Origin of the sequence: Shinella fusca, from assembly GCF_014203155.1 — a bacterium.
Lineage (GTDB): Bacteria > Pseudomonadota > Alphaproteobacteria > Rhizobiales > Rhizobiaceae > Shinella > Shinella fusca.
Window position 1 is genome coordinate 176,755 of sequence record NZ_JACHIK010000002.1, and the last position, 12,935, is coordinate 189,689.

11 protein-coding genes are annotated in these 12,935 nt (G+C 67.3%); 6 read left to right on the top strand and 5 right to left on the bottom strand.

Going from position 1 to position 12,935, the window contains the following annotated elements; translation table 11 throughout:
• Nucleotides 1–8 precede the first annotated feature (8 nt).
• The 4 genes from HNQ66_RS03120 to HNQ66_RS03135 all read left to right on the top strand — a co-directional run bounded on the left by HNQ66_RS03120 (nt 9) and on the right by HNQ66_RS03135 (nt 4,066).
• Nucleotides 9–956 (top strand): amidohydrolase family protein, encoded by a 948-nt coding sequence (locus HNQ66_RS03120; RefSeq protein WP_160786443.1) that lies wholly within the window; start codon nt 9–11, stop codon nt 954–956.
• Nucleotides 957–1,164: 208 nt separating this feature from the next.
• Nucleotides 1,165–2,538, top strand: a complete 1,374-nt coding sequence (locus HNQ66_RS03125; RefSeq protein ID WP_184140747.1) for a UbiD family decarboxylase — start codon at nt 1,165–1,167, stop codon at nt 2,536–2,538.
• Between the two features lie 3 nt (nt 2,539–2,541).
• Nucleotides 2,542–3,126: a UbiX family flavin prenyltransferase gene (locus HNQ66_RS03130; RefSeq protein WP_184140749.1), complete on the top strand. Its 585-nt coding sequence runs from the start codon at nt 2,542–2,544 to the stop codon at nt 3,124–3,126.
• Between the two features lies 1 nt (nt 3,127).
• Complete coding sequence (locus HNQ66_RS03135; RefSeq protein ID WP_184140751.1) at nt 3,128–4,066, top strand: XdhC family protein; 939 nt, start codon at nt 3,128–3,130, stop codon at nt 4,064–4,066.
• Nucleotides 4,067–4,070: 4 nt separating this feature from the next.
• Here HNQ66_RS03135 and prmB read toward each other — a convergent pair whose 3' ends face one another.
• A complete protein-coding gene (gene prmB, locus HNQ66_RS03140) occupies nt 4,071–4,985 on the bottom strand; it encodes a 50S ribosomal protein L3 N(5)-glutamine methyltransferase (RefSeq protein WP_210308655.1) in 915 nt (304 codons plus the stop codon).
• Nucleotides 4,986–5,097: 112 nt separating this feature from the next.
• Here prmB and HNQ66_RS03145 point away from each other — a divergent pair, with 112 nt between their 5' ends.
• Nucleotides 5,098–5,895: a pseudouridine synthase gene (locus HNQ66_RS03145; RefSeq protein WP_184141318.1), complete on the top strand. Its 798-nt coding sequence runs from the start codon at nt 5,098–5,100 to the stop codon at nt 5,893–5,895.
• Nucleotides 5,896–5,944: 49 nt separating this feature from the next.
• On the top strand, nt 5,945–7,306 hold the full coding sequence (locus tag HNQ66_RS03150) for an amidase (RefSeq protein WP_184140753.1): 1,362 nt from the start codon (nt 5,945–5,947) through the stop codon (nt 7,304–7,306).
• A 2-nt stretch (nt 7,307–7,308) separates the two neighbouring features.
• Here HNQ66_RS03150 and HNQ66_RS03155 read toward each other — a convergent pair whose 3' ends face one another.
• The 4 genes from HNQ66_RS03155 to HNQ66_RS03170 all read right to left on the bottom strand — a co-directional run bounded on the left by HNQ66_RS03155 (nt 7,309) and on the right by HNQ66_RS03170 (nt 12,830).
• Nucleotides 7,309–8,175, bottom strand: a complete 867-nt coding sequence (locus tag HNQ66_RS03155; protein WP_184140755.1) for a sulfurtransferase — start codon at nt 8,173–8,175, stop codon at nt 7,309–7,311.
• 16 nt (nt 8,176–8,191) lie between these two features.
• On the bottom strand, nt 8,192–9,922 hold the full coding sequence (locus HNQ66_RS03160) for an NADPH-dependent assimilatory sulfite reductase hemoprotein subunit (protein ID WP_184140757.1): 1,731 nt from the start codon (nt 9,920–9,922) through the stop codon (nt 8,192–8,194).
• A gap of 8 nt (nt 9,923–9,930) precedes the next feature.
• Nucleotides 9,931–11,733: an assimilatory sulfite reductase (NADPH) flavoprotein subunit gene (locus HNQ66_RS03165; RefSeq protein ID WP_184140759.1), complete on the bottom strand. Its 1,803-nt coding sequence runs from the start codon at nt 11,731–11,733 to the stop codon at nt 9,931–9,933.
• A gap of 254 nt (nt 11,734–11,987) precedes the next feature.
• Nucleotides 11,988–12,830: a LysR family transcriptional regulator gene (locus tag HNQ66_RS03170; RefSeq protein WP_184140761.1), complete on the bottom strand. Its 843-nt coding sequence runs from the start codon at nt 12,828–12,830 to the stop codon at nt 11,988–11,990.
• Between the last annotated feature and the right edge of the window lie 105 nt (nt 12,831–12,935).

A 12,935-nucleotide genomic window follows, 5' to 3' on the forward strand; every position in this document is an offset into this window, starting at 1 on the left:
AGTGAACAATGATCATCGATACCCATCTTCACCCGACCAACCTCGTCGACGAGGCGTGGCGTCATACGGGTACGCCCTTCACGGGCGAGCGCATGCTCAAGCTGATGGACGGCCCCTACATGATCAACGGCAAGCCGCGCCGTATCGACATGGGCTTCATCCAGCCGCCGCCGGGCAATACCGGCTACCGTGACGGCAACCGCAAGGGCCGCGAGGGCATCCGCGACTACATGGCCTATATCGCCGAGCTGTGCGAGAAGTATCCGGACCGCTTCATCGGCAACTTCAACTACAACCCGCGCTGGGGGCCTGAGAACGGCGCTGCGGAGCTGGAATTCCACGTCAAGGAATACGGCTTCAAGATGCTGAAGCTCCATGCCAACATGCACGGCTACCGTCCCGACCGCGCGCTCGAATGGCTGCGTCCGGCGATGAAGAAGTGCGCCGAGCTCGGCGTCGTCGTCCTCATCCACACCGGCGACGGCCCGTACACCATCCCGACGATGTTCTACCCGATCATCCGCGAGTTCCCGATGGTCAACTTCATCATCGGTCACTTCGGCATCCAGACGGGCGGCAACTATTCGTTCGAGTCCTTCTGGATGGCGATGGATACGCCGAACGTCTACTGCGAATCCGGCTGGTGCTTCCAGTCGCGCATCGTGGAGTTCGCCCAGCAGCTTCCGAAGAACAAGATCGTCTTCGGCACGGACAGCCCGCCGAACGACCCGGGCATGTGGCTGCGCGAGCTGGAAGTGCTCTGCAAGGATCCGCCGCACGGCATCAACCTCTCCGAGGACGACCTGGAAGGCTATCTCGGCAACAACATCGCCAAGCTCGTCGGCATCGACCCCTCGCCGCCGCCGCGCGACCTGAAGGACGCCCAGGCGCGCCTGACGGACAGCTACGCCGGCGTCGACCGCGCCACCGGCAAGCACCTGCTGCAGCCGGCCTGACGAATGACGCCCGCCGCTCAGGGCGGCGGGCGAAGGCCCCCTCATCCGGCCCTGCGGGCCACCTTCTCCCCGGAGGAAGAAGGGGAGGTGCGGACCTCACGGTTTTCCCCCTTCTCCCCTCGGGGAGAAGGTGCCGGCAGGCGGATGAGGGGGCTTTTATACATCGGGCGGCCGCCGCGCCGCCAACCCCGAGCACCGAGGCCGAGAGATGACCGAGTACCACAAGCAAGACGTCCGCCGCTTCCTGGCCGATTACCGGGACCGGCATCCCGAGGACGTCATCACCATCGACCGGCCGGTCTCGGACGATCAGGACGCCACGGCCCTGATCTGGACCCTTGCGGACAAGGGGCAGCATCCGCTGCTGCACCTGAAAAACGTCAGCGGCGTCGGTGCGCAAGTTCTCTGCAACATCTTCGCCTCGCGCGAGCGCATCGCCCGGCTTCTCGGTTCGACCGCCGACAGGTTGCACGAGGCCTACCAGGCCCGCGCCAACAAGCCCTTCGCGCCGGAGGTAGTGGAAAGCGGCCCGATCACCGAGGAGATCATCTCCGGCGACGCCGTCGATCTCCACGCGCTGCCGATGCTGAAACACTTCGACACCGACCGCACGAAATACATCACCAGCGGCATCATCATCGGCGAGAACCCGGAAACGGGCGCCGGCAATCTCAGCTATCACCGGGCGATGATCCATTCGAAGAATTCGCTCGCGACGTCGCTGCATTCGCGCGGCCATCTCTGGCGCCTGATGAACACGGCGAAGGAGAAGGGCAAGCCGATGCCGGTCGCCATGGTGATCGGCGGCCATCCGCTGTTCATGATCGCCGCCTCCGCGCGCCTTGCCTTCGGCGAGGACGAGCGCGACGTCGCCGGCGGCCTGATGGGCGAACCGCTCCAGGTCGTGCGCACGCCGAAATACGGCATCCGCGTTCCCGCCCATGCCGAGATCGTGCTGGAAGGCGTGATCGATCCCGAGGCCCATGTTGAGGAGGGGCCGTTCGGCGAGTTCACCGGCTATTCCTCCGACCGCTCGACCAACAACCTCTTCACCGTCGAGACGATCATGCGCCGACGCGACGCCATGCTCGTTTCCGTGGCGGGCGGCAATTCGGCCGAACACCTCAACCTCGGCCGCGTGCCGCGCGAAGCCGAGGTGGTGGAGAAGCTGAAGGCCCGCTTCCCCTCGATCACGGCGGTTCACTATCCGTCCTCCGGCACCCATTTCCACGCCTATATCGCGATGAACCAGACGCGCGAGGGCGAGGCGCGGCAGGTCATGCTCGGCCTTCTCGGCTGGGACCAGTACCTGAAGAACGTCGTGGTGGTGGACGCGGACGTCGACATCACCAAGGACTCGGAAGTGCTCTGGGCGCTCGCCACCCATTTCCAGCCGCACAAGGACGTCGTCATCATCGAGGGCCTGCCGGGCAATGCGCTCGACCCGTCGGCGAGCGGCATCGGCACGACCTCGCGCATGGGGCTCGATGCGACGCGCGGGCCGAATTTCCACGGCGTGCGCGCGCGCATCAGCGACGAGGCCAATGCGCGCGCCGCCGCACTCCTTGCAAGCGCGGGATAGGCGATGAGCGAGCGGCCAGCACGCATGATCGTCGGCATTTCGGGCGCTTCCGGAGCCATCTACGGCAAGCGCATCCTCGAAGTGCTGCGCGACCTCGGGGTCGAGACGCATCTGGTCATGTCGCGCGCCGCCTGCATCACGCTGGCGGCCGAGGCGGACTTCACGAAGCAGGACCTCGAGGCGCTGGCGACGACCACCCATTCCAACAAGGATATCGGCGCGGTCTGCTCCTCCGGCTCCTACAAGACGCTCGGCATGATCGTCGCGCCCTGCTCGGTGAAGACCATGGCCGAGATCGCCACCGGCACGACGGACAACCTCCTCTCGCGTGCCGCCGACGTGGTACTGAAGGAACGCCGCCGGCTCGTGCTGATGCTGCGCGAGACGCCGCTGCATCTCGGCCATATCAGGAACATGGCGCAGGTGACCGAAATGGGTGGTATCATCTACCCGCCCGTTCCCGCCTTCTACGCCCGGCCCAAAAGCCTGGAGGACATGGTCGACCACACGGTCGGCCGGGTCCTCGATCTCTTTGACCTCGACGCCGGTATCGTGCGACGATGGCAGGGAACGCAAGGAGTGGAGTGACATGGCCGCCCTTATCGCCTCCGACCCGCAGACGCTGACGCTAGAACCGCGCGCCGCATTCCTTTCCGACGACGCCGACGAGATTCTGGGCTTTGCCGCCCGATGTCTCGAGGAGGGCCACAAGGCGGCCCTCGTCACCCTCGTCGAGATCCATGGCGGTGCGGCCCGCGCCATCGGTGCGCAGATGGCGGTGCGCGGGGACGGGCTTTACTGCGGCTTCGTTTCCGGCGGCTGCACCGAGGCGGCCGTGGCGGCGGAGGCCGCGAGCGCCATTGCCAAGGGCGTCGACCGGAACCTCCGCCTCGGCGAAGGCTCACCCTTCTTCGATATCGTGCTGCCCTGCGGCGGCGGCATCACCCTTGCCATCCATGTCCTGCGCGATGCCGATCCGCTGCACCGGGCGCTCGCCGCACTGGAGCGGCGCATGCCTGTGCGCCTGCGCTACGATCCCGGCGCGCAGGCGCTTTCCCTCGCTCAGGGCGCAGGCCCGACCGGCTGGGAGAATGACTGTTTCATTCGTCGGTACCGGCCGAAGGAGCGGCTAGTTCTGGCCGGCGGCCCTGCCGAGACGGGGCGGGTCGCCGCGGTCGCGACGGCGGCCGGCTATGAGGTGATCGTCGTCGAGCGCGGCAAGGTGCCCGCACCGGGCGACGTCGATGCGGATACGGCGGTCGCGATCCTCTTTCACGACGTCGATCGGGAAGTGCCGCTGCTCGAGCAGGCGCTCGCCACCGACGCCTTCTACATCGGCGCGCTCGGCAGCCGGCGTACGCATGAGAAGCGCTGCGCCGCCCTTCGCGAACGGGGCGTCGAGGCCGCCGCGCTGGCGCGCATCCGCGCGCCCATCGGGATTTTCGACAAGGCGCGCGATTCCCGCTCGCTCGCCGTTTCCGTCGTCGCGGATATCGCGCAGGCGCGGCTGGCCGGCGCGGCGGAATAGACCGTCAGGCGCCGAGCGCCTCGGCGGAGATCCAGAAGACCGCGTCCTGCGATTCGGCCGTTTCCAGCCAGAGGAAATCGAGATGGGGGAATTCCTCTTCGAGGATTTCCCGGCCCGACCCGATCTCGCAGATCATGCCGCCCTCCGGCGTCAGGTGGTCGCCCGCTTCCGTCAGAAGCCGGCGCACGAGGTCGAGCCCGTCCTCGCCGCCGTCATGGGCCATGACCGGCTCGGCCCGATGCTCGGCCGGGAAGCCCGCAAGCGCCGCATGGTCGACATAGGGCGGGTTGGTGATGATGAGGTCGTAGCGGCGGCCGGCAAGCGGGGCGAAGAGGTCGCCATGATGGAGGCTCACCTGGTCCTCCACGTCATGTTCGGCAAGGTTGATCTTCGCCACTTCCAGCGCATCGGCTGAGAGGTCGACGGCGTCGATTGCAGCCTGCGGGAAGAATTTCGCGGCCAGAACCGCAAGGCAGCCCGAACCCGTGCAGATGTCCGCCGCGCTTTCCACCGACAGCGGATCCGGCAGGAAGGAGGAGCCTTCCGAGTTCAGATATTCGCCGAACAGGATCTCGCCGATATGCGAGCGCGGCACGATCACCCGCTCGTCGACATGGAAGCGCACGCCCTGGATATAGGCATGGCCGGTGATGTAGGAAGACGGCTTGCGGGTCGTCACGCGCGTTTCGATGCGCTCCGCCAGCAGTCGGCGCTCGGCCGGCAGCAGGCGCGCGTCGAGGAAGGGATCGAGCGTGTCGATCGGCAGGTCGAGCGAATCGAGCAGCAGGAAGGCCGCGTCGTCGCCGGCGGTCGTCGTGCCGTGGCCGAAGCCGAGGTCGGCGGCGTTGAAGCGGGAAATCGCGTAGCGCCAGTAATCGCGCAGGGTCACGAGTTCGCTGGTAATGTCGTCCTTGTTCAACGGCGTCTCACTTCGAATGGTGCGAATTGGGCTGGACGCCCCCGCCGTTGAGTGGCAAGGGCCGATGGGTCAACCGATAGCGGGGCCGCTGCACGGCTTCAAGGGCGCCATCATGAAAGACATCCGCAAAGGGCAGAAATCCGCCGCCGGCCGCAGGGCGCCGCCCGCGCCCGCCGGCAAGCGCGCGACCCTGCCGCGGGCGCTCTCCAAGCTCGGCTTCTGTTCGCGCACGCAGGCCGAGGAACTGGTGCGGGCCGGACGGGTGAGCGTCGACGGGCATATTGCGACGAGCCTTGAAACCTGGGTCGACGTGGAGACGGCGGCCATCGCCGTCGACGGCAGGCGGGTGACCGCCGAAAAGCGCGTCTACCTGATGCTGAACAAGCCGCGCGGCCTCGTCACCACCCGGCACGACCCGCAGGGCCGCCCGACGGTCTACGATTGCCTTGCCGGGCTCGACCACACCCATCTTTCGCCGGTCGGCCGGCTCGACAAGGCGAGCGAGGGGCTGCTGCTCTTCACCAACGATACCGAATTTGCGCAGGCGCTGCTGGATCCTGAGACCCATGTGGCGAAGACCTACCATGTGCAGGTGGACCGGCATGTCGATGCCGATGTGCTGGAGGCCTTAGTGGCTGGTGTGCGGCATGACGGCGAGTTCCTGCGGGCGAGGCGCGCGCACCTCCTTCGCGAGGGCGGGCGGAACGCCTGGCTGGAGATCGAGCTGGAGGAGGGGCGCAACCGCCAGATCCGGCGGATGCTGGAGGTGCTGGATATCGCCTGCCTTCGCCTCCTGCGCGTCTCCATCGGCAATCTCGCCCTCGGCGACCTTGAAAAGGGCGCCGTGCGGCCGCTGACGGAAGCGGAGGTGGCGGACCTTCGCCGTCTTGCCGGGAAAACCGCTTTGTGAAAGACAATTGCCGCCATGCCTTGCGGCGTGCAGAAGAGGACATTCGACAATGCCTGCCAATCCGCGTTCCATCGCCCAGCTTTCCGTGCTCCTGCAATCGGGCGCGCTCGATCCTGTCGCGCTGCTGGAGGAGACGCTGGACGCGGTGGAAGTGTACCCCGACAAGGCGGTCTTCACGGTGCTGACGAAGGAGCGGGCGAGGGCGGAGGCCGAGGCCTCCCGCCGACGGTTGCGCGAAGGGCGTTCGCTCGGCGCCCTCGACGGCGTGCCGATCGCCTGGAAGGACCTCTTCGACATGGCGGGCCTGCCGACGACGGCCGGCTCGCGCGTGCTGGCGGACGCGGCGCCCGCCGAACGGGACGCGGCCGTGGTGCGGGCGCTGGCCGGGGCCGGGATGGTCAGCATCGGGCGGGTCAACATGAGCGAGTTCGCCTTTTCCGGCCTCGGCATCAACCCGCACTACGGCACGCCGCGCAATCCGGCAGCGCCGGTCGGCGAGCACCGCATTCCCGGCGGCTCGTCCTCGGGCTCGGCGGCTGCGGTCGCCGCCGGCCTCGTTCCAGTCTCCATCGGCACGGATACCGGCGGCTCGGTGCGCATCCCGGCCGCCTTCACCGGCATCGTCGGCTACAAGGCCTCGCGCGGGCGCCATTCCATGGAGGGCGTCTTCCCGCTCGCCCGCACCCTCGATTCGCTCGGGCCGCTCTGCCGCACCGTGCAGGATGCCGTCTGGGTGGATGCCGCCATGCGCGGCAGGCCGGCCAGCGAAGCGCTGCCGCGCGCCGACCTTGCCGGGCTTTCCCTTGTGATCCCCGAGACCGTGTTCTTCGATGGTGCGGAGCCGGAGGTGGTCGCGGCCTTCGAGGCCGGCGTCGAACGGCTGGCGAAGGCCGGCGCGCGCATCCGCCGCGAGGCCTTCCCGGAATTTGCCGAGATCTTCGCGGTGATGGCGCGGCACGGTGCGCTGGTTACGGCCGAGGCCTTCGTGCTGCACCGCGAGCGCATCAAGGGCGAAGCGGCCGCAGGCATGGACCCGCGCGTCGTCAAGCGCACGCTGCTCGGCGAGAAGATCACGCTGGCCGATTATCTGGAAACGCAGGCCGCCCGCGAAAGGCTGACGGCCGCCGTCGAAGCGCGGCTCGGGCCGGAAAGCCTGCTGATCAGCCCGACGCTGCCGCATGTCGCCCCGCTCACCCAGCCGCTGGTGGACGACGAGGAGCTGTTCTTCGCCACGAACGGCAAGACGCTGCGCAACACGCTCGTCGGCAATTTCCTCGACTGGTGCGGCGTCTCGCTGCCCTGCGGGACGGGGGCCGCGGGCATGCCGGCGGGCCTCCTCGTCTCGGGGCCGAGGGGAAGCGACGCGCGGGTCCTCGCCGTCGCCTCCGTTGTCGAAGGGCTCGTCGGCTAGGCTTACTTGCCGAGCCAGACGGTGCCGGTCTTGTTGACGACCGGCACGCCGACGGCGTTGCCGTATTCGGTCCAGGAGCCGTCATAATTGCGGGCATCGTAGCCGAGCAGGCGCTTCAGCGCGAACCAGGTGTGGCTGGAGCGCTCGCCGATGCGGCAATAGGTGATGACCGGCTTGCTGCCGTCGATGCCCTTTTCGGCATAGATGCGGCGGATCTCATCGAGCGGCTTGTAGGTGCCGTCCTCGTTGACGATGGTCGCCCACGGCACGTTCTCGGCGCCGGGGATGTGGCCGGCGCGGATGGACAGTTCCTTGACGCCTTCCGGCGCGAAGACCTTGCCGAGATATTCGTCGGGCGAGCGGATGTCGACCAGCTTGCCGTCGATGCGGCCCTCGGCGAAGTCGAGCGTGTTAACGAGGCGGGCGCGCAGGCTGTTGTCGCGCTCGGGCAGTTTGAGGCTGGTTGCCGCGTAGGCGGGCACCTCGGCCGTCAGCGGCAGGCCGCGGGCTTCCCACAGCTTGCGGCCGCCGTCGAGCAGCTTTGCCCGCTCGCCGAAGCCGTAGACATCGAGCACCCAGACGCCCCAGGCGGCGAACCAGTTGTTGTGGTCGCCGTAGATGATGACGGTCGTATCCTTGTCGACGCCCGCCTGGCGAAGCTGCTCCTGCAATTTCTCACGCGAGGCGATGTCGCGGTTGACGGTGTCGACGAGGTCCGTGTGCCAGTTGAGGTCGACGGCGCCGGGGATATGGCCCTTCTCGTAGACGCCGGTATCGACGCTCACCTCGAAGACCCGCACCTTGGGATCGTCGAGATGGTCCTTCAGCCAGTCCACGGTCACAAGCGAATCGGTTGCTGCTTTCGTCATGATGCTTTCCTTTCCGTCAGTCGTTGAAATGGCGGCCTTCCGTGACCTCGGCCACGTAGCCGGCGCGGATGGCGAAATCGCCGAAATGCTCGCCCGGCTGCCGCTCGCGGGCGAAGTGGCCGATCACCGTGCCGAGAAGCTCGAGGATCGCCGGCTCTGCCACGTTCTCCAGCACCATCTTGTTGAGGCGCTGGCCGGCAAAACCGCCGCCGAGATAGAGGTTGTACTTGCCGGGCGCGCGGCCCGTCAGCGCGATCTCGGCGATGTAGGGCCGTGCGCAGCCGTTCGGACAGCCGGTCATGCGGATGGTGATGGGCTCGTCCGACAGGCCGTGCTCGGCGAGGATGGCGTCGATCTTCGTGATCAGCGTCGGCAGGTAACGCTCGCTCTCGGCCATGGCGAGGCCGCAGGTCGGCAGCGCCACGCAGGCCATGGAATTGCGCCTGAGGCCGCTGCCGCCGTTGAGCCTGTCGAGCCCGTGCGCCTTCAGGAGCGCGTCGATCTTCGGCCGGTCGGCGGGGTCCACCTCGGCGATGATGAGGTTCTGGTTGGGCGTCACGCGGAAGGTGCCGCGATGAGCCTCGGCAATGGCGCGTATGCCGTCGAAGAGCGCGAGGTTCTCGAAATTCTTCACGCGGCCGTTCTCGATGCGCAGCGTATAGTGCTCGCGCCCGTCCTCGCCGCGCTGCCAGCCGAGCGTGTCGCCGTTGGTGGTGAAGGCGTAGGCGCGCGCCTCGCCGAGGGCGAAGCCCAGCCGGTCCTCGATCGCCGCCTTGATCCAGTCGAGCCCCTTGTCGTCCACCGTATACTTGAAGCGGGCGCGGCTGCGGTCGGCGCGGTCGCCGTAGTCGCGCTGCACACCCATGACGGCGTCGCAGGTCTCGATCACCTTGTCCTTGGCAACGAAGCCGATGACGCTGGCAAGGCGCGGATAGGTCTTCGGCGCCTGGTCCGTCCGCCCCATGCCGCCGCCCACCGCCACGTTGAAGCCGAGGAGCCGGCCCTTTTCGACGATGGCGATGAAGCCGAGGTCCTGCGCGTAGACGTCGATATCGTTGACGGGCGGGATGACGAAGCCGATCTTGAACTTGCGCGGCATGTAGGTGCGCCCGTACATCGGCTCTTCCGGCGCCTCGCCCTTCGTCTGGCGCTCCTCGCCGTACCAGATCTCCGGATAGGCGCCGGTCTTCGGCGTGGCGTGGTCGCTTGCGCCCTTGGCGAGCGCGTAGACCTCGGCGTGCAGCGCCGAAAGCTCGGGATTGATCGAGGCCATGACGCCGCGCGCGTCGTCGCCGCAGGCCGCCTTGGTGTCGAGCGCGACGTCGTTCAGCCCCTGCATGACGGCGCGCAGGTTTTTCTTGTGGATGTAGTGGAACTGGAAGGTCTGGCGTGTCGTCAGGCGCAGCATGTCGCCGGCATAGGCACGTCCCAGCGCATCGAGCTTCAGCCATTGCGCGGGTGTCAGCACGCCGCCGGGAAGGCGCACGCGCGCCATGAAGCGATAGGCGGGCTCCAGCTTCTGCCGGCGCCGCTCGTCGCGGATGTCGCGGTCGTCCTGCTGGTAGACGCCATGGAACTTCATCAGCTTGATGTCGTCGCCGGGAACGGCGGCGGTCAGCGGCGCAGCGAGCCCCTCGGCGATGGTGCCGCGCAGCTGGTCGCTGTTCGCCTTCATCGTCTCGTCCGGCGTGAGCCTTTCGAGGGGCTGGGAGATGTCGTGGCTGCGGTCGGTTTCAAGAAGGGTCATGTCGGTCCTCAATAGACGTCGATCTGGTAGCGGCGGCTTTCCTGCAGTGCGGCGAGGTATTCCTCGGCGGCAGCCTTGCCACGCCCGCTTTGCTCGGTGACGATCGTCAGGAGGGCGCGGTGGACGTCGGGCGCGAGCTTGGCCCCGTCGCCGCAGACATAGAGATGCGCGCCCTCTTCCAGCCAGGCGTAGACGTCGCGCGCCTCTTCCTGGAGGCGGTGCTGCACATAGGTCTTTTGCGCCCCGTCGCGCGAGAAGGCGACGTTCATGCGGGACAGGACGCCGTCCTTCAGAAAGCCCTGCCATTCCGTCTGGTAGAGGAAGTCGCTGTCGAAGTTGCGCTCGCCGAAGAAGAGCCATGCGCGGCCGTCCGCGCCTTGCGCCTCGCGCTCCTGCAGGAAGGCGCGGTAGGGGGCGACGCCCGTGCCCGCGCCGATCATGATGATCGGCGCATCGCCCGCCGGCAGGCGGAAGCGCGGGTTCTCCTGCACATAGACGGGCAGGACGGTTTCCGGCGCGGCGCGGCGCGAGAACTGGCCGGAGGCGACGCCGAAACGCTCCTCGCCGTTCAGCGCATATTGCACGGTGGAGACCGTCAGATGCACCTCGTCGGGAACGGTCGTCGCGGAGGAGGCGATGGAATAGAGCCGCGGCTGGAGCGGGCGAAGGCCGGCGGCGAGCGCCGCCGCATCGACACCCCTTACCGGGAAGCGGCGCACGATATCGATGACGTGGTTTTCGCGCAGGAATGCCGAGCGGGCATCGCCCGTCAGGTCCTTCAGCTCCGTCGAGCCGGTCACCTCGGCCCACTGGTCGAGGAAGCGCGGGGTAGCGGCGGTGATTTCCAGAACGCCACCGAGCGCCTCGCTGAGCGTCGTCGCCTCGCCCTTGAGCGTCAGGGGCTCGGCGCCGGAAAGATCGAGCGCCGACAGGAGGCTTTCGACGAGCGCCGGATCGTTGCGCGGCACGATGCCGAGGGCGTCGCCTGGCGCGAAGGAGAGGCCGGAGCCCTCCAGCGAGAGTTCGATATGCCGCGTCTCCTTGCTCGATCCCCGGCCGGTGAGCGCCAGGTTCTCGATGACGATGGCCGGGAAGGGGTTGCGCTTGTCGTAGGCTGTGGCAGCGGATACGGCCAGGCTGGCGGCGGGTGTCGCGGCGACGGCGCGCGGCGGGGCGAGCAGGCCGACGGCCGTCTCGATCCAGCCGGCGGCGGGGTCGTCATAGTCGACGTCGCAGTCGATGCGCGGGTGCAGGCGCTCGGCGCCGAGCTCGGCAAGGCGCTCGTCGATCCGCCGGCCCGCGCCGCAGAAGAATTCGTAGGTGGAATCGCCGAGCGCCAGCACGGCATAGCGCAGGCCCTCGAGCTTGGGCGCCTTGCGGCTTTCGACGAATTCGAAGAAGCCGGCGGCGGAGGTCGGCGGCGCGCCCTCGCCATGGGTGGAGGCGACGATGAGAAGGTCCTGCTCCTCCTTCAGCCGGCGCGGCTTGTAGTCGGCCATGTCGGCGAGGACCGGGGCGAAACCGGCCGCGCGTGCCGCTTCGGCAAGGCGGGTGGCGACGCCCTTGCCGTTGCCGGTCTCGCTGCCGTAGAGGATGGTGAGCGTGCGCACGGGAGCGGCCGCGGCGACCGGCGCCGGATCGAGGCCGGCGGGCAGGAGATGGGCCGCATCGGGACGGCCGGCATCGGCAAGGCCGGCGAAATAGCCGCTCAGCCAGAGCGCCTGGTGGGGCTTGAGCTGGGTGGCGACGGTGCGCACCGTCTTCCACTGTTCTTCGTTCAGCCCGGGTCCGTTGAATTCCAAGAGAGTCATGCGTCCGCTCGCCTCCTGAGGCCGGAAAACCGGCATTTCCAAAGAGTTCGCGGGCACTATTGGCGGCCGTTCGGAGGTGTGACAAACGAATGATATTGTCCGCTGACTGCAAGAAAATTGCAGTCAACCCATCTTGAGACGCGTGTTCCAAAGGGGCGGGGAAGGGCGTTTCAGGCATTTTACCGCGAGCAGATTTGTTGGGACAACGTTCCCTTTGCCGAAGTGCAACTTTTTTCGCCTTTTCGGCCGTCCGGCTAGGCGGAAACCTGCTTCAGGCCGGAAAGGGCGTCCTGTACGTCCCGGCGCCCCTCCGACGATTCCGCATAGACGGCATAGACGGGATAGGTGAATTCGGGCGCGCCTTCGACCCTTTCGAGCGTGCCCGCCGCAAGATAGGGCGCCACCGTTCCCTTGCGGAAATAGCCCGTGCCGCCGACGCGCAGGATATAGTGAAGGGCAAGCAGGCCGAAATCCACCTGAAGCGCCGGCTCGGCGAAACCGGCCTGCCCGAAACCGGACTGGCCGGCGAATTGCGTGCCCCATTCGACGCGCACATGGTCCGGTTCCTCGCCTTCCTCCAAGCCGGCGACGTTCTGCACGAGGATGAGCTGCTCTTCCTCCAGAAGATCGATCCGGAAGCCGGGCATCAGCTTCGGCGCATAGAGGACGGCGACATCGAGCACGCCCGTGCGCAGCTGCTCCAGCAACTGGTCGGGAATGCCGACGCGGGCGTGGACGGCGATATGCGGGCAATTGCCCTTCATCCAGACGAGCCATTCCAGCATGAGCGGGTTCCACAGGCTCATCTCCCCGCCGACAGCCACGACCGCGGTGCGGCCGGGCGGCACGGTGAGCTGCTGGCGTGCCCGCTCCCATACCTGCACGAAGGACTGCGCGAAACGCTCGAATTCGCGGCCCGCCGGCGTGAGCGCCGCACCGTTGCGCGTGCGCACGAAGAGCTTGCGGCCCAGCGCCTCCTCCAGCGTGCGGATGCGCGCGCTCACCGTCGTCTGTGTGATATGCAGCCGTTCGGATGCCTTCAGGAAGCTGCCGGTATGCACGATCTCCAGAAAGGTGCGCGCCCGGTCGATATCCATGCAATCATCCTTCAGTGCAATTTTTTTGTCCTGACACTATAGTCCTTTTCATCCGAAAGCCCATTCGGGAATGCGAAAACCCGCCCGCGATATTTCGCGGGCGGG